The sequence below is a fragment of the Streptomyces sp. NPDC040589 genome, from assembly GCF_055594445.1.
On record NZ_JBVIWP010000003.1, the window covers coordinates 291,809 to 315,017 of the forward strand.

General features: G+C 71.6%; 19 protein-coding genes. 9 read left to right on the forward strand and 10 right to left on the reverse strand.

Going from position 1 to position 23,209, the window contains the following annotated elements; genetic code table 11:
* Positions 1-56 precede the first annotated feature (56 nt).
* On the forward strand, positions 57-299 hold the full coding sequence (locus ACZ58V_RS13875; RefSeq protein WP_468190079.1) for a DUF6411 family protein: 243 nt from the start codon (positions 57-59) through the stop codon (positions 297-299).
* Positions 300-331: 32 nt separating this feature from the next.
* Positions 332-1,351: a polyphosphate kinase 2 gene (gene ppk2 / locus ACZ58V_RS13880; RefSeq protein ID WP_471290133.1), complete on the forward strand. Its 1,020-nt coding sequence runs from the start codon at positions 332-334 to the stop codon at positions 1,349-1,351.
* 3 nt (positions 1,352-1,354) lie between these two features.
* Here the strand turns inward: ppk2 and ACZ58V_RS13885 are convergent, their stop codons facing one another.
* The 4 genes from ACZ58V_RS13885 to ACZ58V_RS13900 all read right to left on the reverse strand — a co-directional run bounded on the left by ACZ58V_RS13885 (position 1,355) and on the right by ACZ58V_RS13900 (position 5,644).
* Complete coding sequence (locus tag ACZ58V_RS13885) at positions 1,355-1,765, reverse strand: ATP-binding protein (protein ID WP_468190075.1); 411 nt, start codon at positions 1,763-1,765, stop codon at positions 1,355-1,357.
* A gap of 102 nt (positions 1,766-1,867) precedes the next feature.
* A complete protein-coding gene (locus ACZ58V_RS13890; protein WP_471290135.1) occupies positions 1,868-2,476 on the reverse strand; it encodes a hypothetical protein in 609 nt (202 codons plus the stop codon).
* A gap of 194 nt (positions 2,477-2,670) precedes the next feature.
* Entirely contained in the window at positions 2,671-3,324 is a 654-nt protein-coding gene (locus ACZ58V_RS13895) for a DUF7691 family protein (protein WP_471290137.1), read from the reverse strand.
* A gap of 76 nt (positions 3,325-3,400) precedes the next feature.
* Positions 3,401-5,644: an ArnT family glycosyltransferase gene (locus ACZ58V_RS13900; protein ID WP_471290138.1), complete on the reverse strand. Its 2,244-nt coding sequence runs from the start codon at positions 5,642-5,644 to the stop codon at positions 3,401-3,403.
* Between the two features lie 143 nt (positions 5,645-5,787).
* Between ACZ58V_RS13900 and ACZ58V_RS13905 the strand changes: the two genes are divergently transcribed.
* The 5 genes from ACZ58V_RS13905 to ACZ58V_RS13925 all read left to right on the forward strand — a co-directional run bounded on the left by ACZ58V_RS13905 (position 5,788) and on the right by ACZ58V_RS13925 (position 13,586).
* Positions 5,788-6,639 carry a serine hydrolase gene (locus ACZ58V_RS13905; RefSeq protein WP_471290140.1) on the forward strand — a complete coding sequence of 284 codons (852 nt, stop codon included), beginning with the start codon at positions 5,788-5,790 and terminating at the stop codon, positions 6,637-6,639.
* A gap of 52 nt (positions 6,640-6,691) precedes the next feature.
* Positions 6,692-7,687, forward strand: a complete 996-nt coding sequence (locus ACZ58V_RS13910; protein ID WP_471290142.1) for an esterase-like activity of phytase family protein — start codon at positions 6,692-6,694, stop codon at positions 7,685-7,687.
* 135 nt (positions 7,688-7,822) lie between these two features.
* On the forward strand, positions 7,823-11,542 hold the full coding sequence (locus tag ACZ58V_RS13915) for an ABC transporter ATP-binding protein (protein ID WP_471290144.1): 3,720 nt from the start codon (positions 7,823-7,825) through the stop codon (positions 11,540-11,542).
* Positions 11,543-11,652: 110 nt separating this feature from the next.
* A complete protein-coding gene (locus ACZ58V_RS13920; protein WP_468190063.1) occupies positions 11,653-12,045 on the forward strand; it encodes a hypothetical protein in 393 nt (130 codons plus the stop codon).
* Between the two features lie 98 nt (positions 12,046-12,143).
* Positions 12,144-13,586: a S28 family serine protease gene (locus ACZ58V_RS13925; protein ID WP_471290145.1), complete on the forward strand. Its 1,443-nt coding sequence runs from the start codon at positions 12,144-12,146 to the stop codon at positions 13,584-13,586.
* Positions 13,587-13,612: 26 nt separating this feature from the next.
* Here the strand turns inward: ACZ58V_RS13925 and ACZ58V_RS13930 are convergent, their stop codons facing one another.
* The 3 genes from ACZ58V_RS13930 to ACZ58V_RS13940 all read right to left on the reverse strand — a co-directional run bounded on the left by ACZ58V_RS13930 (position 13,613) and on the right by ACZ58V_RS13940 (position 17,491).
* Positions 13,613-14,278: a hypothetical protein gene (locus ACZ58V_RS13930; protein WP_468190059.1), complete on the reverse strand. Its 666-nt coding sequence runs from the start codon at positions 14,276-14,278 to the stop codon at positions 13,613-13,615.
* A 128-nt stretch (positions 14,279-14,406) separates the two neighbouring features.
* Positions 14,407-16,251 (reverse strand): glycoside hydrolase family 3 protein, encoded by a 1,845-nt coding sequence (locus tag ACZ58V_RS13935; protein ID WP_468190057.1) that lies wholly within the window; start codon positions 16,249-16,251, stop codon positions 14,407-14,409.
* A 322-nt stretch (positions 16,252-16,573) separates the two neighbouring features.
* A complete protein-coding gene (locus ACZ58V_RS13940; protein WP_468190055.1) occupies positions 16,574-17,491 on the reverse strand; it encodes a LysR family transcriptional regulator in 918 nt (305 codons plus the stop codon).
* A gap of 94 nt (positions 17,492-17,585) precedes the next feature.
* On the opposite strand from ACZ58V_RS13940, the gene ACZ58V_RS13945 reads away from it, so the two are divergent.
* Positions 17,586-18,587: an EamA family transporter gene (locus ACZ58V_RS13945; RefSeq protein ID WP_471290148.1), complete on the forward strand. Its 1,002-nt coding sequence runs from the start codon at positions 17,586-17,588 to the stop codon at positions 18,585-18,587.
* Here ACZ58V_RS13945 and ACZ58V_RS13950 read toward each other — a convergent pair.
* The 3 genes from ACZ58V_RS13950 to ACZ58V_RS13960 are packed head-to-tail and all read right to left on the reverse strand — an operon-like array spanning position 18,508 to position 21,643.
* Entirely contained in the window at positions 18,508-19,344 is an 837-nt protein-coding gene (locus ACZ58V_RS13950) for a sugar phosphate isomerase/epimerase family protein (RefSeq protein WP_471290150.1), read from the reverse strand. The two genes, ACZ58V_RS13945 and ACZ58V_RS13950, sit on opposite strands and share 80 nt — an antisense overlap.
* On the reverse strand, positions 19,341-20,495 hold the full coding sequence (locus ACZ58V_RS13955; protein WP_471290152.1) for a dihydrodipicolinate synthase family protein: 1,155 nt from the start codon (positions 20,493-20,495) through the stop codon (positions 19,341-19,343). The genes ACZ58V_RS13950 and ACZ58V_RS13955 overlap by 4 nt, the downstream gene beginning before the upstream one ends.
* Complete coding sequence (locus ACZ58V_RS13960) at positions 20,492-21,643, reverse strand: Gfo/Idh/MocA family protein (protein ID WP_215121241.1); 1,152 nt, start codon at positions 21,641-21,643, stop codon at positions 20,492-20,494. Before ACZ58V_RS13960 ends, ACZ58V_RS13955 begins: the two co-directional genes overlap by 4 nt.
* A 290-nt stretch (positions 21,644-21,933) precedes the next feature.
* Between ACZ58V_RS13960 and ACZ58V_RS13965 the strand changes: the two genes are divergently transcribed.
* Positions 21,934-22,983 carry a LacI family DNA-binding transcriptional regulator gene (locus tag ACZ58V_RS13965; protein WP_471290154.1) on the forward strand — a complete coding sequence of 350 codons (1,050 nt, stop codon included), beginning with the start codon at positions 21,934-21,936 and terminating at the stop codon, positions 22,981-22,983.
* Positions 22,984-23,209: the final 226 nt, after the last annotated feature.

Here is a 23,209-nt window from a genome sequence, read left to right on the forward strand (position 1 = left end):
TGGGTGGGAGAAGGCGGGGCACTCGTGGAGCAGTCCACCAGCGAAGGGAGTCGATCATGGTAGTCGCCGTCGTCATCGGCGTGTGTGTGGTCCTGGCCGTCCTGGCGTTCCTCGTCCCCCGTCTCTCCCACCATCCCGAACGCGGCACGCAACGTACGCTCGGGGCCGGGGCGCGGGCCGGTGGCAAGGCGCCCGGCGTTCTGGGACGGCTCTTCAGCAAGCCTTTCCACACCAGCTCGCGGGCGGTGAGCCGCAGCGGTTCCGCAGGTCGCCGCACCCGGGGCCGCATGCCCTTCTGACCGACGGTGAGGGCCGAGCGGGGAGCGCGGTGATGAACACCGAAGACACCGAAGACACCGAAGACACCGAAGACACCGAAGACACCGAAGCCACCGGCGACACCCGCGACGCGGACAAGCTGCTGGACGGGCTGACCGTGGATGCCAGCCGCCGAGAGCGGCCGATCCTGCTGGACGCGGACGGGCGTCCCCTCCGGACCTGGCAGGAGAACCATCCGTACGACCGCAGGGTGGGCCGCAAGGAGTACGAGCGGACCAAGCGCGTCCTGCAGATCGAACTGCTCAAGCTCCAGCGGTGGGTCAAGGACACCGGCGCCCGCGTGGTCGTCGTGTGCGAGGGGCGTGACGCGGCGGGCAAGGGCGGCACGATCCAGCGGCTGACCGAGCGGCTCAACCCGCGCGGCGCACGCGTGGTCGCCCTGGACAAGCCCACCGAACGCGAGACGGGCCAGTGGTACTTCCAGCGGTACATCGCGCAGCTGCCGACGGCCGGGGAGATCGTCCTGTTCGACCGCTCCTGGTACAACCGGGCCGGCGTGGAGCGCGTGATGGGATTCTGCTCCAAGGACGAGTACGAGCTGTTCCTCGACCAGTGCCCGGCCTTCGAGCGGATGCTGGTCGACGACGGCATCGTGCTGGTGAAGTTCTGGTTCTCCGTGTCCCGCTCCGAGCAGCGCACCCGCTTCGCGATCCGGCAGGTCGACCCGGTGCGCCAGTGGAAGCTCTCCTCCACCGACCTGGCCTCGCTGGACCTCTGGGACGACTACACCGAGGCGAAGGTCGACATGTTCCGCGCCACGGACACCGCGCACGCCCCCTGGACCGTCGTCAAGAGCAACGACAAGAGACGCGCCCGGCTGGAGACCATGCGGAGTCTGCTGTCGCGCATCGACTACGCCAGCAAGGACCGCGAGGCGGTCGGCATGCCCGACCCGCTCATCGTCGGCGCCGCCGACACCCTTCTGGAGCCCGGCGAGGAGGACACCACACTGTCACCCACTCCGCTGTCCCCCGGCGCCGACGGCCCCGGCAAGCACCCCGAGACCGACTGACACTCATTCATCTGTGCCGGTGCCGGCGGGGCGGAAGCATGCCGTCACCGTCTTGCCGTGCCGCTGGCACCTCATCCCCCACTCGTCGGCGAGCATCCGCACGATGGCCACTCCGCGGCCGCCGAGATCCCCCGGCTCCGCCTCGCGCCGGCGCGGCAGCGTCGGATCCTCGTCGTGGACGCTCACATGGAGGCAGTCACCGTCCCATGTGAGGACCAGATGCGCGTCGCTGTGCGCGTGGATGTGCGCATTGGTGATCAGCTCGGACACGGCCAGCACGATGGCGTCCACCGTGTCCGGCTCGGCAGCGGCCCAGGGCAGGGACGCGAGACGCCCCCGTGTCCACTGCCGCCCGGCGCGCACTCCCTCGGACATGGGGAACGAGTGCGCCCACCCCATCGCCTTCACTGCCACCGCCCCGACCTCCCGTCCTTCGACCGCACAGCAGCCCGTGCCTGAACCGGGTACCCGGCACCCGCGGCAACAGGCCTGCGGACGCCGGGTCTCGAGCACGGCCTAGAGGCCGTCGCGGACCATCGCGGCGACGATGTGGACGTGCCGGTCGGCCGCCGTGGCCGACCACTCGTTGTCGTAGTTCAGGCCGTAGGGCCAGAAGTGCCCGCCACCGGTGGAGATCTTGGCGCCGGAGCCGTCGTACTGCCTGACGAGGGCGGTGGCCTGTCCGCCGGTCCAGGTGCCGCTGCCGCCGAGGCGGGACCAGCCCGAGCTGGTGCCCACGCCGATGGTGTGGGAGATCTCGTGCAGGGCCGTCCGCTCGTTCATGTAGCTGCGGTTGCTGCCGAAGCGGATCGTCCCGTTGATGTTGCCGTCGGCCGTGGGGACGCCCGGCTCGTAGCGGACCGTGAGGGTCTTGCCCAGGTCGCTGAGGTTGTTGTAGCGGGCCACGGCCGCGTTCATGGCCTTGGTGATCAGGTCGTAGGCCGAGCGCTGGTCCTCGGTGGGGTTGCTCGCGCGGACCAGGGACCAGGTGATGGTCGCCGCCGCGGCGCGGTCGCGGGCCGGGGCGGGTGCCGCGGTGGTCTGCGGGGTGGCGGCCTGGGCGACGCCGGGGCCGGCCAGCAGTGCGGCGGCCAAGGCGGCGACGACTGCCTTGCGTGGGCTCATGGTGGATCCTCCTGTGGGGGTGGCCGTGACGCGTGGGGGCGAAACCTCGTACGGCGTTCGGGATCTCGGACATGCGGTGCCGTCGGCGGTATCAGATCGGAAGAGACGAACTCAGCTCGCTGACACGGCAGTTGGCGCGCTGTCGACCGCAAGTATCCCGATGGGAAAGACGGCGTCAAGGGTTCCCGCAGTGGTCAGTGGAACCAGAAGAGGATCGTGTCCGGGTTCGTCCCGAGCTTCCGCGAACTCTCCCACTCCTCCGCCTCGAACCGCATGACCTCGGCGAACCGGCGGGCCGCGTCGCGGTACTCGGGGTCGAGACGGTCGAGCACGGAGGCGTAGGCGTCGGCGAGGGCCCCGGCCCGCTGGGCCGGCAGGGTCCCGATGGCGGGCACCGCGTCCCCGGGGTGGGGGAGACGCAGCGGCGGGCCGCGGAACAGGAACGTGCCGGGGAGCAGGTCGGACGGTACGCCGTGCCGGGCCAGTTCGTCGTCCATGGCGTGGAACCACGAAGGCCGTCGCCAGGCGCCGAGGTCGGTCGGGTCAGAGAAGTGCGCCGCGACGGCCTGGTAGAAGGCGTAGCTGTACGAGGGGCAGAGGCCGGCGCTCGGGGTGCCCTCGATCAGTTCGTCCAGGGCCTGGGCGATGGAGACGTCGAGGTCGATGCCCTGCTCCTGGAACCGGACGTCGGTCCGCTCGCACTCCGTGCGCACCCGGGCGAGCGTGCGCTCCTGCCGCTCGGTCCGCTCCACCGCGGTGAGCAGCCGCACCACCGTCCGCATGTCGCCGGTGCTCATCTCCAGGCAGTAGCCCACGCCTGCGTTTCCCTTCACCCGTTCGCCGGACACCGGTGTCCATGATCGGGGACGGGTGAACGGCCCCTGACCGAAGGGTCGGGGGCCGTTCATTCGGAGTTGTGTGCGATCAGCTGACGTCGGACGGGTCCAGGCGGTAGATCGCGGCCTGGTTCGACTGGTTCTGGTTCGACTGGTCCGACTGCGACGAGGACTCGGAGGTGGAGGTCGCGGTCTTGCTGTACTCGCTCTCCTTCACCGCCGTGCCGTGCTTCTGCACCCACGCCGTCACCTCGGAGCCGGCACTGCTGCCGCCGCCGGGGCCGCCGCCCATGCCGCCGCCGAGCTGGATGTAGTGCAACTCGCCCTTCTTCACCAGCTCCTTGAGCTTGGCCAGGGTCATCGCCTTGTCGGAGCCGGACCAGCCCCACATGGAGATGACGGGCTCGCCGCTGCTCACGATCAGCTGGGCGGCGCCCTGCGAACTGGACACGGCCAGCAGCCACTTGGCCCCGTCCTGGTGCTTTTTCAGGTACGAGATGAGCTCACCGCTCGCGCCGCCGCCCATGCCGCCACCGCCGGGTCCGCCACCCATGCCGCCGCCCGTACGCCCGGGCTGGGCGCCCGCTTCGCCCGACTGGCCACCGCTCGTGCCGTTCGGGGGCGTGCCGCCGGTCCCACCGCTGCCGCCGGGGGCCTGCCCGCTCCGCCCGTCCTGTTCGCTCTGCCCGCCGGACGGCATCCCGCCACCCGGGAAGCCACCGCCCGCCTGGGCGTTCCCGCCCTGCTGCGTCCCACCGTCAGGCATCCCCGCACCGCCGGGCACGCCGGACCCGCCACCGCCCGGGAACCCCCGGCCGCCCCCGGGCCCGCCGAAGCCACTGCCCGTCGACGGGCCGGCAGTCGGGTTCGTACCGCCCATGCCGCCGCCCGAACCGGACGGCACCGACCAGGCGTACGCCGCCGGACCCGCCACGGCGGCGACGACCGCCGCCACCACGGATGCCGCCAGCAGCCGTACCCGTGTCCCGGACGCGGACCGGAAGACGAGCAGTCCCACGACCGCCAGCCCCATGACGACGGCGATCGCCGGCCACAGCCAGGTGTTCCAGCCGGAGGCCCGCCGCAGGAGCACGACAGCCCAGACGGCCGTGATGCCCAGGCCCGCCGGCAGCACCCACGCCCACCGCTTGTCGGCGCGGAACGCGCGCAGCAGCATCACACCGCCGCCTCCGCACAGCGCCGCGATGCCGGGAGCGAGCGCGGTCGTGTAGTACGGGTGCATCGTGCCCTCGGCCATGGCGAAGGTCAGGTAGTGCAGGGTCGTCCAGCCGCCCCACAACAGCAGCGCGGCGCGGGTGAGGTCGGTGCGCGGGGCGCGGCCGCACAGCACCAGTCCGCCGACGCAGGCGATGGCCGCGAAGGGGATCAGCCAGGAGATCTGGCCGCCGAGGATGTCGTTGAAGAGGCGGCCGAGCCCCGCGGTCCCGGAGAAGCCTCCGCCACCGCCGCCTCCGCCGTTGCCCTCGCCGCCGAGGATCCGGCCCAGGCCGTTGTAGCCCATGATCAGGTCCCAGGCCGTGCCGTCCGTCGAACCGCCGATGTAGGGGCGGTCGTCGGCCGGGACGAGCGAGACCGCCGCCGCCCACCAGAGGCTGGAGACGGCCAGAGCGACGCCCGCGACGAGGAGGTTGACGACGCGCTTCACGAGCTTCGGCCTCGCCGCGTACAGGTAGACCGCGAAGACGGCGGGCAGCGCGATGTACCCCTGGAGCATCTTCGTGTTGAAGGCGAGGCCGAAGCAGACCGCGGAGCCGACCAGCGGCGACAGCCTGCCGTTGTGGACGGACCGCAGGGCGAGCGCCGCGCCGCCGGCCATCAGGAACACCAGCAGCGTGTCGGGGTTGTTGTCGCGGTTGATGGCGACCGTGATCGGGGTCAGGGCCAGGACCAGCGCGGCCACCGTCGCCGCGCCGTGGCCCCACACCCGCTTCACCGAGGCGTGCACGATCCAGATCGTCGCCAGCGCGACCAGGACCATCGGCAGCATCATCTGCCAGGTGCCGTACCCGAAGACACGGCACGACAGGCCCATGACCATCAGCGCGAGCGGCGGCTTGTCGACGGTGAGGAAGTTCCCGGCGTCCAGCGAGCCGAAGAACCACGCCTTCCAGCTCTGCGTGCCGCTCAGCACGGCCGCGCTGTAGAAGCTGTTGAGGCTGGAGGCGGACAGATTCCAGGAGTAGAGCACCGCGGCCAGGGCGAGGATCGCGAGCAGCACGGGCAGCGACCAGCGCGGGGCGGCCCGTTCCCCCGGCGCGGGTGAGGGAGGCACGGCTGCGGTGCGGAGCTGGGGTTCGGTGGCAGATGTCACCCGAGCATGGTGGACAGCCCCGGTTGGTGGCCGCTGTGCCGAAGCTGGCCGTCGCCTGTGAAACGCACAGCCCCCGGTAACGACTCGTACAAGCCTTCACCAAGGCCTACAACCTTTGCCACTGGTCCGCGAGTCAAGGGTGCATGACTTCTGGGATATCCCGCCGCGCGAGAGTGCTGGCGGCGGCCGTGGGTACGGGTGTGCTCGTGCCGCTCGTCGCCACCGCCACGCCCGCCGCCGCTGCCACACCGACCGTGACCTGCACCTCGGCCAAGGCCGGCCTCGCCGCCAAGCTGCAGAAGGACATCACCGCCGCGCTCGCCGGCCGCAAGGGCACCGTCGCCGTCGGCCTCTACGACCGCAGCACCAACACCACCTGCACGCTGCGCGCGAGTTCCGCCTACGACTCGGCCAGCGTCGTCAAGGTGACAGTTCTCGCCACCCTGCTCTGGGACGCGAAGAAGACGAACCGGTATCTCACCGACCGCGAGAACACCCTCGCCAAGGCCATGATCACCAAGTCGGACAACGCGGCGACCTCCGCCCTGTGGAAGCAGCTCGGCATGACGAAGATCAAGGGCTTCCTCAGCGCCGCCGGCATGACCCAGACCAAGCCCGGCGCGAACGGCTACTGGGGCCTGACCCAGATCACCGTCACCGACGAGCAGAAGCTGCTGAAGCTCCTCACCGCCAAGAACGCGGTCCTGAGCGACAACTCCCGCTCCTACATCCTGAAGTTGATGGGCCAGGTCGTCTCGTCCCAGCGCTGGGGAACGCCGTACGGGGTGCCCTCGGGCGTCACCGTGGCCGTCAAGAACGGCTGGCTGCAGCGCTCCACGAACGGCTGGCGGGTGCACAGCGTCGGCGCGTTCAAGGGCGGCGGCCACGACTACGTGATGACCGTGCTCACCCACGGCAACAGCACCATGAACTACGGCATCACCACCATCCAGGCCGTGGCCAAGGTCATCCATAAGGACCTGGCCGCGAGCTGACCTTCACCACACGGCCTACCCGGCGTCACCGGCCCGCCCTACGGTGACGCCCATGCCCCTGAGAACCCGTCTCGCCCTCCTCACCGCAGGCCTGACGGCGGCCACCTGCCTGACTGCCGCCGGCCCCGCCCAGGCATACACCTCGCACACCTCGCAGACCTCGCACGCCTGCTCGCCGTCCGTCTCCATCGACCGCTTCTCCGACGCGCTCGACAAGACGACGTACGAGGACACCTTCGTCGGCAATTTCTCCGCGCTCGCCGTCGACAGCGACGGCTCACTGGCCGCCCTGTCCGACCGCTCGTCGCTGTTCCGCCTGGACGCGAGGACGCTGAAGCCGCGCTCCGTCCTCCCGCTCGCCGACGAGACCGGGACCGCGCTGGACTCCGAGGGCCTGGTCGTCGACCGGGACGGCACCCGCCTGGTCACCTCGGAGACCGAGCCCTCCATCCGCCGCTACTCCCGCACCGGCACGATCCTCGACCGTCTCCCGGTCCCGGACGACCTGCGCGTGACCCCGGCGGGCCGCGCCCGGCCCAACGGCACGTTCGAGGGCCTGACCCTGCTGCCCGGCGGTCGCACCCTGGTCGCCTCCATGGAGTACCCGCTCTCCGGCGACAGCGCCGACACGGTCCGCTTCCAGACCTGGGACCGCCACCGGGGCCACTTCCGGCTCGGGCGCCAGTACGCCTACCGCACGGACCCCGGCCTCGGCGTCTCCGAGATCCAGGCCACCCCGGACGCCCGCCTCCTGGTCCTGGAACGCGGCTTCACCTCCGGCGTCGGCAACACGGTCCGCCTCTACCTGGCCGACCCTCGCCACGCCATGAAGAAGACCCTGCTCACCCACCTCGCCACCTGCCCCACTCTGGGTGCGACGGCCAAGCAACCCCAGCCGAACCCCCTCCTCGACAACATCGAGGCCATGGTGATCACGACCCGCACGAAGAACACCCTGAAGGTCCTCCTGGCCAGCGACGACAACCAGAACCCGACCCAGACGACCCGCTTCTATTACTTGCGGGTAGGGCTAACGCCCTTCCTTTAGAGGCGCGGGGAACTGCGCGATCAACCCCCACACCGCCGCACCCGAAGAACAGCCGATCCCTCCACGGCGGGATGAAATCCGCACCCAACCGCGTTGGTGTCTTCCGGCAGCTCAGGACGACTGGAAGGCACCGGTGTGACACCGAAACGGGGATGGGCACGACGACTGTGGGCCTACGCATGGCGCCACCCGAAGGACGTCGTACTCGCCCTCGGCTCCTCCCTGGCGGGCATGGCCGTCATGGCCCTCGTCCCCCTGATCACCAAGGTGATCATCGACGACGTCATCAGCGACCACACCAGGGACATGACCACCTGGGCCGGCCTCCTCATCGCCGCCGCCCTGGTCGTCTACGTCCTCACCTACATCCGCCGCTACTACGGCGGCCGCCTCGCCCTCGACGTCCAGCACGACCTGCGCACGGAGATGTACGGCACGATCACCCGGCTCGACGGCCGCCGCCAGGACGAGCTGTCCACCGGCCAGGTCGTCGGCCGGGCCACCAGCGACCTCCAGCTGATCCAGGGCCTGCTCTTCATGCTCCCGATGACCATCGGGAACTTCCTGCTCTTCCTGATCTCCCTGGTGATCATGGCCTGGCTGTCCTGGCCGCTCACCCTCGTCGCCCTGGCCGTCGCCCCCGCCCTCGCCTACATCGCGAAGCGCAGCCGTACCCGGCTGCACCCCTCCACCTGGTACGCCCAGGCCCAGGCCGCCGCCGTCGCGGGCGTGGTCGACGGGGCCGTCAGCGGCGTGCGCGTGGTGAAGGGCTTCGGGCAGGAGGAGCAGGAGACGGGCAAGCTCAGGGAGGTCGGCCGCAGGCTCTTCGCCGGCCGGCTGCGCACGGTCCGCCTGAACTCGGTCTACACCCCGGCCCTCCAGGCCGTCCCCGCCCTCGGCCAGGTCGCGATGCTGGCGCTCGGCGGCTGGCTGGCGGTACGCGGGCACATCACGCTCGGCACGTTCGTCGCCTTCTCGACCTACCTCGCCCAGCTGGTCGGCCCGGTCCGCATGCTCGCCGTGGTCCTCACCGTCGGCCAGCAGGCCCGGGCCGGTACCGAGCGGGTCCTGGAGCTGATCGACACCGAGCCCTCGCTCCAGGACGGCTCCAAGGACCTCCCCGCCGACGCCCCCGCGACAGTCGAGTTCGACGACGTCTCCTTCGGTTATGAAGCCGACCGCCCCGTCCTGGACGGGCTCTCCTTCGAGATCCGCCCCGGCGAGACCCTCGCCGTCGTCGGCTCCTCCGGCTCCGGCAAGTCCACCGTCTCCCTCCTCCTGCCGCGCTTCTACGACGCCACCCGCGGTGCCGTCCTGGTCGGCGGCCACGATGTGCGCGAGCTGAGCCTTCAGTCGCTGCGGTCCGCGATAGGGCTGGTCCCGGAGGACTCGTTCCTCTTCTCCGACACGGTCCGCGACAACATCGCCTACGGCCGCCCGGACGCCACCCAGGAGGAGATCGAGAAGGCCGCCCGAGCCGCCCAGGCGGACCGTTTCATCAGGGAACTCCCCGACGGCTACGACACCACCGTCGGCGAGCACGGCCTCACCCTCTCCGGCGGCCAGCGCCAGCGCGTCGCCCTGGCCCGCGCGATCCTCACCGACCCGCGCCTGCTGGTCCTGGACGACGCCACCTCCGCCGTGGACGCCCGGGTCGAGCACGAGATCCACGAGGCGCTGAAGGGCGTCATGCGGGGCCGTACGACCCTGCTGATCGCCCACCGCCGCTCCACCCTGAACCTCGCCGACCGCATCGCCGTCCTGGACGGCGGCCGCCTCGCGGACATCGGCACCCACGACGAGCTCCAGCGCCGCTCCGCCCTCTACCGGCGGCTGCTCACCGACCCCGACGAGCTGGGCGCGGTCTCCCCGGGCCACACCCCGCCGGCCTGTCCCCAGGAGGACACCTCCGTCCGGGACGAGCTGGACGCGGAGTTCGACGCCGAGCGCGGGGTCACGCCACGGCTGTGGACCGGCGACCGCGAGCGCAAGGACCTCGCCCTCGCCGAGAGCCCCGCCACCCCGGAGCTGCTCGCCCAGGTCGAGGCGCTGCCCCCGGCCACCGACGTCCCCGACATCGACGAGTCGCGGGCCGTCCAGCCGGAGGAGTCCTACGGCCTGCGCCGGCTGCTGCGCGGCTTCGGGCTGCCGCTGCTGGTCAGCCTCGCCCTGGTCGCCACCGACGCGGGCATGGGCCTGCTGCTGCCCGTGCTGATCCGGCACGGCATCGACTCCGGCGTCACCCAGGCCGCGCTCGGCGCCGTCTGGGCGGCCGCCCTGCTCGGGCTGCTCACGGTGGTCGTGCAGTGGGCGGCGCAGATCGGCGAGACCCGGATGACCGGACGGACGGGGGAGCGGGTCCTGTACTCGCTCCGCCTGAAGATCTTCGCCCAGCTCCAGCGCCTCGGGCTCGACTACTACGAGCGGGAGCTGACCGGCCGGATCATGACCCGGATGACGACCGACGTCGACGCGCTGTCGACGTTCCTCCAGACGGGCCTGGTCACGGCCTTCGTCTCGGTCGTCACCTTCTTCGGCATCATGGTCGCCCTGCTGGTGATCGACGTGGAGCTCGCGCTGGTCGTCTTCGCGACGCTGCCGCCGCTGATCATCGCCACGTTCTTCTTCCGCCGGGCGAGTGTGAAGGCGTACGAGCTGGCCCGTGAGCGGGTGTCGGTGGTCAACGCCGACCTCCAGGAGTCGGTGTCGGGGCTGCGGATCGTGCAGGCGTTCCGGCGCGAGCGGGACGGCGGGCGGCGGTTCGCCGAGCGCAGCGCCGACTACCGCCAGGCCCGTATCCGGGGCCAGTGGCTGATCTCGATCTACTTCCCCTTCGTGCAGTTCCTGTCGTCGGTGGCGGCGGCGGCCGTGCTGATCGTGGGCGGCGCCCGGGTAGACAACGGCACGCTGGCGATCGGCTCGCTGGTGGCGTACCTGCTCTACATCGACCTGTTCTTCGCGCCCGTGCAGCAGCTGTCCCAGGTCTTCGACGGCTACCAGCAGGCGACCGTCTCGCTGGGCCGCATCCAGGAGCTGCTCCAGGAGCCGACGTCGACGAAGTCCGCGGACGAACCCCTGGAAGTGCTGTCCCTGCGGGGCGAGATCGCCTTCGAGGACGTGCACTTCGCCTATGGCGACGACGAAGAAGCCCTTGGCGGAGTCGACCTGCGCATCCCCGCCGGGCAGACCGTCGCCTTCGTCGGCGAGACCGGCGCCGGGAAGTCGACCCTGGTCAAGCTCGTGGCCCGCTTCTACGACCCCACCGGCGGCCGGGTCACCGTCGACGGCACCGATCTGCGCTCCCTGGACCTCACCTCGTACCGGCACCGTCTGGGGGTCGTCCCGCAGGAGGCTTACCTCTTCCAGGGCACCGTCCGTGACGCCATCGCCTACGGCCGACCGGACGCCACCGACGCCGAGGTCGAGGCGGCGGCCCGCGCGGTCGGCGCGCACGACATGATCGCCACGCTGGACGGCGGCTATCTCCACGAGGTCGCCGAGCGAGGCCGCAACCTGTCCGCCGGTCAGCGGCAGCTGATCGCCCTGGCCCGTGCCGAGCTGGTCGACCCGGACGTCCTGCTGCTCGACGAGGCGACGGCCGCGCTGGACCTGGCCACGGAGGCCCAGGTCAACCAGGCCACCGACCGCCTGGCAGGCCGCCGCACCACCCTCGTCGTCGCCCACCGCCTCACCACCGCCGCCCGCGCCGACCGGGTCGTCGTCATGGACCACGGCGGGGTCGCCGAGGACGGCACGCACGAGGAGCTGCTCGCGCGCGGCGGCCGGTACGCCGACCTGTGGCGGACGTTCATCGGCACCGCCGAGCCGGAGGAGCCGGTCGGCGCGTCCCGCTGACGGGGCCGGAGCGGTGTGTCGGTGACGGTCGTGCAACCGTCCGACATACGTCATGCGTCCGTACAGCCATACGCCGATGGTCGCGCACGATGCGGTACGGGAGGACAACAGTGGACAGTGGAGCGATACGCCGGCGGCTCGCGCTCGGCCTGGCCGTGCTGACCGCCTCCGGCTTGCTCGCCGTGGCGGCGCCGGGCGAGGCGCAGGCCGCCACCACCGCGTCCTGTCCCGGCCGCAAGGTCCGCACCCTGCCGTTCTCCACCGGAACCGTGTACGTCTACAAGCGCGGCGGCTACGTCTGCGCCGTGACCGTGACCAAGAAGCCCGGCGTGAAGAAGAAGATGTCGGTGAGCGTGCAGGCGCGCGGCAACCGGCCGGTCGTCGACGAGGGACGGTACTCCTACCTCGCCGGCCCGGTCACCGTGCACGCCGGGCGCCGCTGCGTCTGGCTCAAGGGAAGGGTCGGCCCCAAGTCCGTCAGCACCGGCTGGATCCTGTGCTGATTCCCCGCCCGCGCACAGGGTTTTCCCTATGTCCCCTGGTGCTCCGGTGAGTTGGTCCGCTAGCTTCCGGCGCACATCTGTCTCACAGGGGAGTGCGCATGCGCAAGGCGCTCAGATGGCTGCTGGCGCTCACGGTGCTCATAGGCACACTGGGCACGGCGTCAGCGGCCACCGCCGCCGAGCCGGAGGCCACCGGCACCGGCAGCACCACTGACATCAAGGAGAGGCTGCTCTCCGTACCGGGCATGAGCCTGGTCGAGGAGAAGCCGTACACCGGCTACCGCTTCTTCGTCCTGAACTACACCCAGCCGGTCGACCACCGGAAGCCGTCCAAGGGCACGTTCCAGCAGCGCATCACCGTGCTGCACAAGGACGTCTCCCGCCCGACGGTCTTCTTCACCAGCGGCTACAACGTCTCCACCACGCCCCGCCGCAGCGAGCCCACCCAGATCGTGGACGGCAACCAGGTCTCCCTGGAGTACCGCTTCTTCACCCCGTCCCGCCCCGACCCGGCGAACTGGTCCAAGCTGGACATCTGGCAGGCGGCCAGCGACCAGCACCGGGTCTTCAAGGCCCTGAAGAGCGTCTACGGCAAGAAGTGGCTCTCCACAGGCGGTTCGAAGGGTGGCATGACCGCCACCTACTACGAGCGCTTCTACCCGCGCGACATGGACGGCGTCGTCGCGTACGTCGCCCCCAACGACGTCGTGAACAACCAGGACGCGGCCTACGACCGCTTCTTCGCGCGCGTCGGCACCAAGGAGTGCCGCGACCGGCTGAACGCCGTGCAGCGCGAGGCACTGGTCCGCCGCGAGCCGCTGGAGAAGAAGTACGCGGCCTACGCGCAGGACAACGACCTCACCTTCGAGACCATCGGCAGCCTGGACAAGGCCTACGAGGCCACCGTCCTCGACTACGTGTGGGGCTACTGGCAGTACAGCCTGCTGAAGGACTGCGACCAGATCCCGGCCGACGCCAAGAACGCCACCGACGACGAGATCTGGGACTCCGTCGACACGATCTCCGGCTTCTCCGCCTACGCCGACCAGGGCCTGGCGACCTACACGCCGTACTACTACCAGGCCGGCACGCAGCTCGGCGCGCCGACGATCCGCTTCCCGCACATCGAGAAGAAGTACATCCGCTACGGCTACCAGCCGCCCCGCGACTTCGTCCCGCGTGACATCCCCATGAAGTTCCAGCCGGGGGCGATGCGGGACGTCGACACCTGGGTCCGGCACAACGCCCGGCAGATGCTCTTCGTCTACGGCGAGAACGACCCGTGGGGCGCCGAGCCGTTCCACGTCGGCAAGGGCGCGAAGGACTCCTACGTCATGACCGCTCCGGGCATGAACCACGGGGCCAACGTCGCGGGCCTCGTGCCCGAGCAGAAGGCCCTCGCCACCGCCCGCATCCTCGACTGGGCCGGCGTCGCCTCCGGCGCGGTGCAGGCCGACCCGCAGGCGGCGAAGCCGCTGGCGAAGTTCGACGCCAAGCTCGACAAGCGGGACACGCGGCGGGAGATGACGCTGCGGCCGTAACGCGGTGAGGTGCGCCCGGCCGTCGCTCACAGCGGCCGGGCACACCCCACGGGCCGATCGCCGCCGAGCCGGACGTACAGCGCGGTCGAGCCGGGACAGTCGGCCCGTCCGGAGACCGCCCGGGTCACCCGGTACTCCGGCTCCCGCTCGCCCGTCCCGTCGCACGCGGTCTCGCGGACCTGCCCGTCGCCGGAGCTGTAGACGCAGTCGCCGACGACGGTGCGCGGCCCGCCCCCGCCGCCCGGGTCGCCCGGGTGCGGCGGCTGGAGGTTGCGCATACAGGCGTAGCCGCGCGGCACCGCCCCGTCGCCGTCCTCGTCGGACGCGGGCCGCTGCTCGCTGATGTGCAGCACGAAGTCCGTGGTCGCCGGGCAGCGTGGCCCGTCACGCACCGCGCCGTCGTGCCGCGCCACGACCCGTGCCGCCGCCCGCTCACCGGCGCACGGCACCTCGGTGAAGCTCGTCGTGCCGAACGAACTGCACTCGTCGACCGCGAGGAACACCGCCCCGTACCCGGAAGGCCGGGTCGCCGACGGCGAGACCGCGACACTCGTACCCGTCTCCGTCCTCGTCGCCGGTTCGCCCAGCCGGCCGTCCTCCGCCACACCCGCCGACGGACTCTGACACCCGGCCAGCAGCGCGACCAGCAGGAGCAGCCCGCCCATCACCCCCGCCGAACCCGTCTTGCGCATTGCCGTCCCCCTGAGTGCTCAGGGCCCTGGGGGCCCTGACCCAGCGTGACCGCGATCAAGGGCGCACGCCAGGCACATGGGGCGGTTTGCGCACGTTGGGGGTGGTGCGCCCGGTCCGTAGCGTATGTCTAGTACGACAGACCGTGCCCGACCGGGTACAGCACCTGCTCCGGATCATCCGCCCGCTGTACGGCGACCGGCAGTTTCCCGCGTGGTTTCACCCGGCCCGCGATCACCCGTGCGGCGGCCCGCAGTTCGACGTCCGTCCAGGAGTAGGCGGCGAGGCAGGCCGGGGCGGACGGCAGCTGGGCCACGTCGTAGGGATTGCGGATCGCGACCGCCACGACCGGCCTCCCGGTCGCCACGAGCTGCTCGACCAGCGCCTTCTGGCTGCTGCCCGCCGTGACGTTGTAGGTCGCCGCCACCACGGCGTCCGCGTCCCGGGCGGCCGCTACCGCCTTGGCGATGGTCGCCGCTGAGGGGGCGGTGCCGGTCGACAGGGCGGTGGCGGTGAAGCCGAGTTCCGACAGCGCGCCGGCGAGCACTCCCGTGGGCGGGCCGGTCGTCCCCGACGGCGAGGCCGGATCGGCTCCGACGACGAGCACCTTGGGGTGGCGGCGCCGGGACAGCGGCAGCAGCCGGCCCTCGTTGACGAGCAGCGTGGTCGTCCGCTCGGCGATCCGGTCGGCCGTCTTCAGGTGCGTGCGGATGCCGACGGTCCGGTCGACGCCGCCCTGACTGACGTACGGAGAACGAAACAGCCCGAGCTTCGCCTTCAGCCGCAGCACCCGCAGGATCGATTCGTCGAGCCGAGCCTCCGTCAGCTCGCCCTCACGCACGGCTGTCAGGACGGCGTTCCAGGCCAGGTCCAGATCCGGCGGGTTGAGCAGCTGGTCCACGCCCGCCTTCAGCGCGAGCACCGGCACCCGGGCGTCGCCGTACTTGGTCCGTACGCCCTCCATGCCGAGGGAGTCGGTGACCACGACCCCGTCGTAGCCGAGCCGCTCGCGCAGGATGCCGGTGAGGATGGGGCGGGAGAGGGTGGCCGGGTCGCCGGAGTCGTCGAGGGCCGGGACCATCAGATGGGCGGTCATGATCGAGTCGATGCCGGCGGCGATGGCCGCCCGGAAGGGTGGTGCGTCCAGCTTCTCCCACAGCTCCCGGCTGTGCGTGATGGTGGGGAAGCCGGTGTGGCTGTCGACGTTGGTGTCCCCGTGCCCGGGGAAGTGCTTGGCGGTCGCGGCGACCCCGGAGCCCTGGTACCCGGCGACCTCGGCGGCCACCAGCGCCGCAACGGCCCGCGGGTCGGCGCCGAAGGACCGTACGCCGATGACCGGGTTGGCCGGGTTGACGTTCACGTCGGCCACGGGGGAGTAGTCCTGCCGGATCCCCATCGCCCGCAACTCGGCGCCCGCGATCCGGCCGAGCGCCCGCGCGTCGGACCGCGACCGGCCCGCGCCGACGGCCATGGCCCCCGGGAAGAGCGTCGCGGGCTTCCCCACCCGGGCGACGATCCCGTGCTCCTGGTCGGTGGAGATGAGCACCGGCAGCCCGCGGGGCAGTCCCAGGGAGGCCCGCTGGATGCCGTTGGACAGGTCGGCGATCTGGTGCGGCTCACGGGTGTTGTGCGCCCAGGCGAAGTAGATGATGCCGCCGACCCGGTACCTCGCGACCAGTTCGGCGGCCGTACGGACCCCGATCTCCTTGAGGTTGGCGTCGATGTCGGCCTGGTCGGGGGCGGTGGCGGAGTGGCCGTAGACCCGCATCACGAAGAGCTGGCCGACCTTCTCCTCCAGCGTCATCCGCGAGACGTGAGCGCGCAGTCGCGTGTCGTCCGGAGAGCCGGAGGAGCCGGAGGCGTACGAGGGCCCGGCGGCCGCGAGACCGGCGGTGACCCCGGCCGTGGCGGCGAGAACGGTGCGTCTGGAGGGCTGTGCGGTGCTTCCCGTGCTTCCCGTGCCGGTGTCGTGCACGTGCGCTCCTTCCGGAGATGATCCGCTGGGATCCGCTGAAGGAAACTTCCAGAGGTCAGCAATAACCGGGAAGTTTCTGCCAGTCAAGGGAACGCGCAGGGGCCGCCACCGGCGCGGTTGGAGGGGGGGGCGCGCCGGTGGCGACGGGGCCGCCGGTCGCGGTACGGCGGAGAGGGTGGTCAGCGATCGCAGCCAGGAGCGAGGGCCGACACCGCACCGTGGTGACTCTCCGGAGGCCTGCGCATTGGACGGCCCGGATCCGGACCGGGTTCCCGGCGCGGGCCGGATTTCCGGAAGTCGGTGCGCAGGGTGAACCAGTGGTTCAACGGGGCGTGTGAGCCGACACTTTCGGCCACTGCTCGCCCAGTGCCCGCACGGTCTCCGCGATGGCCGGACGCCGCGCCGCCCCCGTCCGCCACAGCGCGTACAGCCGCCGCACCGGCATGGGGTCGAGCGGCACCTCCACCACCCCGGCGGGCAGCACCCCGCGCCCCAGCCGCGGGATCAGCGCGACACCGAGCCCGGCCGCGACGAGGGCGACGAGCGTCGGATTCTCCTCGGCCTGGTGGACGATGTCCGGCTCGTGCCCGGCCGTGCGCAGCGTCCGCAGCAGCCAGTCGTGGCAGACCCGCCCCGGCGGCTGGCAGATCCACCGCTCACCGCCCAGCTCCTCCCGCCGTACGGCCGTGCGCCCGGCGAAGGGATGCCCCTCCGGCACGAGCAGATCGCACAGGTCGTCCCCGATGACCGCCTGTTCCACGCCCGGCGGGGCGGGCAGCGGCGCGATGTCCCAGTCGTGCGCCACGGCGAGGTCGACGGCTCCCTTCGCCACGAGGTCGACCGACAGATGCGGGTCGACCTCCGTGAGCCGGGCGTCCAGGGCCGGATGCCTGCGGCCCAGTTCGGCCAGCACGCCCGGCAGCAGCCCGCGCGCCGCCGACGCGAACGCGGCGACGGTCAGCCGCCCGGCAGGCAGCCCCCGCCGCTCCTCCAGGTCGGTCTCCGCCCGCTCCACGATGGCCAGCAACTCCTTCGCGGTCGCCGCCAGTTGACGGGCCTCGTCGGTGAGCCGCACACCCCGGCCCTCCCGCTCCAGCAGCACGGTCCGCGTCTCCCGCTCCAGCTTGGCGATCTGCTGGGACACCGCGGAGGGCGTGTACCCGAGCGCGACGGCGGCGGCCCCGACGGTGCCGTGCACGGAGACGGCGTGCAGGGCGCGCAGCCGCTGGAGGTCGAGCATGGGACTCCCCACTTCCATGATTCAGCGATGCTTCATCCAACTCTGCAGCAATCATCGCTGGTGCTTCACGGTCGCCGGGCGCGATGCTCACGGCATGCGCCCCACACACCTCGCCCTCGCCGTGCTGGTCGCCGCCGTCTGGGGCGTCAACTTCACGGTCATCGAGGTCGGCCTGGACCACTTCCCGCCCCTGCTCTTCTCGGCCCTGCGCTTCCTCGCGGCGGCCCTGCCCGCGGTGTTCTTCGTGGGCCGCCCGAAGGTGGCGTGGAAGTGGATCGTGGCGGTCGGCCTGGTCCTGGGCGTGGCGAAGTTCGGCCTGCTGTTCGTCGGCATGGACGCCGGGATGCCGGCCGGTCTGTCGTCCCTGGTCCTGCAGATACAGGCCGTCTTCACGGCGGTCATCGCGGCCCTCACCCTCGGTGAACGGCCCTCCCGCACCCGGCTGCTGGGCATGCTGATCGCCCTGGCGGGGATCGCCGTGGCGGCCGTGGACGAGGGCGCCTCGGGCCCGCTCGGCGCCTTCGCGCTGGTCGTCGCGGCGGCGGCCTGCTGGGGCGCCTCGAACGTCCTCACCCGCAAGGCGGCACCCCGCGACTCCCTGAACTTCATGGTCTGGGTGAGCACCGTCCCGGTCCTGCCCCTGCTGGCCCTCTCCCTCCTCGTGGAGGGCCCGCCTCGTGACCTGGCGGCACTGCGCGCGATGGACTGGCAGGGCGCGGGCACGGTCGTCTACGTCGCCTGGATCACGACCGTCTTCGGCTTCGGCGTGTGGGGCCTGCTCCTGCGCCACCACCCCGCCTCCACGGTGGCCCCCTTCTCCCTCCTGGTCCCGGTCTTCGGGATGTCGTCGGCGGCGCTGTTCCTGGGGGAGCCGGTGAGCCCGCTGCGGTGGTGCGCCGCCGCGCTGCTGGTGGGCGGGGTGGCGCTGACGTCCGGTTTCCCCCGGCGCCCGCACACGGCCACTGCCCCGCCCGGAACAGCCGGGCGGGGCAGCGTGAGCGCGGTTCAGGGCTGGATCACAAGGTGTGCTCGACGAACCTCGCCGCCGTCTCGGCCAGCACCTCGCGGCCGTCGCGTGCCCACAAGCCGTCGTTGAACAGCTCCACTTCGATGGCGCCGGTGTACCCGGCGTCCTCCACGTACCGCTGCCACTCCCGCATGTCGATCGCGCCGTCGCCGATCTGGCCCCGGCCGGTCAGCACGCCCTCCGGCAGGGGAGTCGTCCAGTCGGCGAGCTGGAAGGTGTGGATACGGCCGGACGCGCCCGCGCGGGCGATCTGCGCGGGAGCCGTGTCGTCCCACCAGATGTGGTACGTGTCGACGGTGACCCCGACCTGCTGCGCCGGGAACCGTTCGGCCAGGTCCAGGGCCTGGGCCAGCGTCGACACCACGCAGCGGTCGGAGGCGTACATCGGGTGGAGCGGTTCGATGGCCAGGCGGACGCCATGTTCCTCGGCGTACGGCCCCAGTTCCGCCAACGCGTCCGCGATGCGTTCACGGGCGCCGTGCAGATCCTTCGAGCCGGCCGGGAGGCCGCCCGAGACCAGGACCAGGGTGTCCGTGCCGAGCGTCGCCGCCTCGTCGATCGCGCGGCGGTTGTCGGCCAGGGCCTCGGCCCGCTCCCGCGGGTCGATCGCCGTGAAGAAGCCGCCCCGGCACAACGTTGTCACCGTCAGGCCCGCGTCCCGGACCAGCTTGGCCGTGGCCTCCAGACCGTACGACTCGACCGGCTCACGCCACAGGCCGACGTTACGGATGCCCAACTGGCCGCATGTGTCGACCAGTTCCGGCATCGACAGCTGCTTCACCGTCATCTGGTTGATGGAGAAGCGCTCCAGCTCCGCGGCGCTCACTGGTTCACCCCGTACACGCTCAGCAGGGTCTTCATCCGCTCCTCGGCCAGCTTCGGGTCGGGGAACAGACCGAGACCGTCGGCGAGTTCGTACGCCTTCGCGAAGTGCGGGAGCGAGCGGGCCGACTGCAGGCCGCCGACCATCGTGAAGTGCGACTGGTGGCCCGCCAGCCAGGCCAGGAACACCACGCCCGTCTTGTAGAAGCGGGTCGGGGTCTGGAAGAGGTGGCGGGAGAGCTCGACCGTCGGGTCGAGGAGCGCGCGGAAGCCCGCGACGTCCCCCGTGTCGAGCACCCGGACCGCCTCCGCCGCCAGCGGACCCAGCGGGTCGAAGATGCCGAGCAGGGCGTGGCTGAAGCCCTGCTCGTCCCCCGCGATCAGCTCCGGGTAGTTGAAGTCGTCGCCGGTGTAGCAGCGGACCCCGTCGGGGAGCCGGCGGCGCAGGTCGACCTCGCGCTGGGCGTCCAGCAGGGAGACCTTGATGCCGTCGACCTTGTCGGGGTGGGCCGAGATCACCTCCAGGAAGGTGTCCGTCGCCGCGTCCAGGTCGGACGAGCCCCAGTAGCCCTCCAGCGCCGGGTCGAACATCGGGCCGAGCCAGTGCAGCACGACCGGCTCGGCGGACTGGCGGAGCAGCTGGCCGTAGACCTCCAGGTAGTCCCCGGGGCCGGAGGCGGTCGCCGCGAGCGCCCGGGACGCCATCAGGATGGCCTGGGCGCCGGACTCCTCCACGAGCGCGAGCTGCTCCTCGTAGGCCGCGCGGACCTCGGCCAGGGACGCCGGGCCGGTGAGCTGGTCGGTGCCCACGCCACAGGCGATACGACCCCCCACCGACTTGGCCTCGGCCGCCGACCGGCGGATCAGTTCCGCCGCGCCCGCCCAGTCCAGGCCCATGCCGCGCTGCGCGGTGTCCATGGCCTCGGCGACCCCCAGCCCGTGCGACCACAGATGCCGGCGGAAGGCGAGGGTGGCGTCCCAGTCGACGGCTGCGGGCGAGTCGGGGGACACGTCCGCGAACGGGTCGGCGACGACGTGCGCCGCCGAGAAGACCGTGCGGGAGGTGAACGGGGAACCGGTGCTGAGGGCGAGCGGTTCCTGGCGGGGCTCGTACGCCCTCAAGGCCCCGCTCGCGTCCGGGAGCCGGATGGTCACAGCGAGATCTCCGGTACGTCGATACGACGGCCCTCGGCCGAGGACGCGAGACCCAGCTCGGCGAGCTGGACACCGCGGGCACCGGCCAGCAGGTCCCAGTGGTAGGGCGCGTCCGCGTAGACGTGCCGCAGGAACAGCTCCCACTGGGCCTTGAAGCCGTTGTCGAACTCGGCGTTGTCCGGGACCTCCTGCCACTGGTCGCGGAAGACCTCCGTGGCGGGGATGTCCGGGTTCCAGACCGGCTTGGGGGTGGCCGAGCGGTGCTGGACGCGGCAGTTGCGCAAGCCCGCCACCGCCGAGCCCTCCGTACCGTCCACCTGGAACTCCACCAGCTCGTCGCGGTTGACGCGGACGGCCCAGGAGGAGTTGATCTGGGCGATCGCGCCGCCCTCCAGCTCGAAGACGCCGTAGGCGGCGTCGTCGGCGGTGGCGTCGTACGGCTTGCCGTTCTCGTCCCAGCGCTGCGGGATGTGGGTGGCGGTGAGGGCCTGGACGGACTTCACGCGGCCGAACAGCTCGTGGAGCACGTACTCCCAGTGCGGGAACATGTCGACGACGATGCCGCCGCCGTCCTCGGCACGGTAGTTCCAGGACGGGCGCTGGGCGTCCTGCCAGTCGCCCTCGAAGACCCAGTAGCCGAACTCGCCGCGCACGGACAGGATCCGGCCGAAGAAGCCGCCGTCGATGAGGCGCTTCAGCTTCAGCAGGCCGGGGAGGAAGAGCTTGTCCTGGACGACGCCGTGCTTGATGCCGGCCTCGTCCGCCAGCCGGGCCAGGTCCAGGGCGCCGGCGAGGCCGGTGGCGGTCGGCTTCTCGGTGTAGATGTGCTTGCCGGCCGCGATCGCCTTCTTCAGAGCCTCCTCGCGGGCGGAGGTGACCTGGGAGTCGAAGTAGATGTCCACGGTCTCGTCGGCGAGGACCGCGTCCAGGTCGGTCGAGACGTGCTCCAGCCCGTGCCGCTCCGCCAGCGCCCTCAGCGCGTGCTCGCGGCGGCCGACCAGGATCGGCTCGGGCCACAGCACGGTGCCGTCGCCGAGGTCGAGGCCGCCCTGCTCGCGCAGGGCCAGGATGGAGCGGACCAGGTGCTGGCGGTAGCCCATGCGCCCGGTCACGCCGTTCATGGCGATACGCACCGTCTTGCGTGTCACGTCGTTCCCTTCGTACGCGGTCGTCGCGCCGCGTACGCCCACTGGTGAGCGTTGCAGCAAGCGCTTTCTACATACGGAGAAGCTAGCCTCTGAACCCTGGTCCGGACAAGACCGTGACCAGGACGAGTTGTTCGAGGGGGCGAACAACCGGGGGTTGGGGGCTTAAGGTCTGGTCGGAACCTTGGCCATGGATTCGGTGAGGCCAGGGCTTTCGACCTGCTCGGAACCGTAGTCATGGCTCCGGGTGTGTACGAGGGCGACGACGAGATGCGCGACCGGAGGACGACGAGATGACGGTGACCCTGGCGGACGTGGCGGCCCGCGCGCAGGTCTCGCCCGCGACGGTGTCGCGCGTGCTGAACGGGAACTATCCCGTCGCCGCCTCCACCCGCGAGCGGGTGCTGAAGGCCGTGGACGAGCTGGACTATGTGCTCAACGGGCCCGCGAGCGCCCTGGCCGCCGCCACCTCCGACCTGGTCGGGATCCTGGTGAACGACATCGCCGACCCGTTCTTCGGGATCATGGCGAGCGCGATCCAGGCCGAGATCGGCGGCCCGGGCGGCCGCGCGGGCGGCGAGAGACTCGCGGTGGTCTGCAACACGGGCGGCTCCCCGGAGCGGGAGCTGACGTATCTCACGCTGCTGCAGCGGCAGCGTGCGGCGGCCGTGGTGCTGACCGGTGGGGCGATCGAGGACACGGCGCACAAGACGGCGATGGACACCAAGGTGCGCAAGCTCACGGACGCGGGGACGCGGGTGGTGCTGTGCGGGCGGCCGCCGGCGCCGGAGACCGGGGCGATCGCGCTGACCTTCGACAACCGCGGGGGCGGGCAGGAACTGACCGAGCACCTCATCGGCCTCGGCCACCGGCGGCTCGGCTACATCGCGGGCCCCGAGGAGCGGACCACCACCCGGCACCGGCTGGAGGGGCACCGGGCCGCGCTGGCCGCGCACGGCATCGACGAGGACCCCCGGTGGACGGTGCACGGGCGCTACGACCGCAGGTCCGGCTACGAGGCGACGCTGGAGCTGCTGCGGCGTGACCCGTCGCTGACGGCGGTCGTTGCCGCGAACGACTCCGTCGCGCTGGGGGCGTGCGCGGCGCTGCGCGACTCCGGGCGGCGGATCCCGGAGGACGTGTCGGTGGCCGGGTTCGACGATCTCCCCTTCAGCATCGACGCGGTGCCCTCGCTCACGACGGTGCGGTTGCCGTTGGCGGAGGCCGGGGCGCGGGCCGGGCGGATCGCGATGGGGCGGGAGGAGGCTCCGCCCGGGGGGATCGCTTCGGTGCGGGGGGAGTTGATGGTGCGGGGGTCCTCCGGGGTGCCGCGGGTTTCCTAGTCCTGGGTGTTGCTGCCCGGGCCTGCTGGGGGCTGCCGCCCCCAGGCCCCCGCTTCGGCCTGAACGGCCTCGTCCTCAATCGCCGGACGGGCTGGGATGTGGCTGATCGGCGTTGGTCGGGTGTGGGCCGGGCGGCCTGGGGGTGTGGCTGGTCGGCGTTGGTCGGGTGTGGGCCGGGCGGCCTGGGGGTGTGGCTGGTCGGCGTTGTTGGGTGTGGGCCGGACGG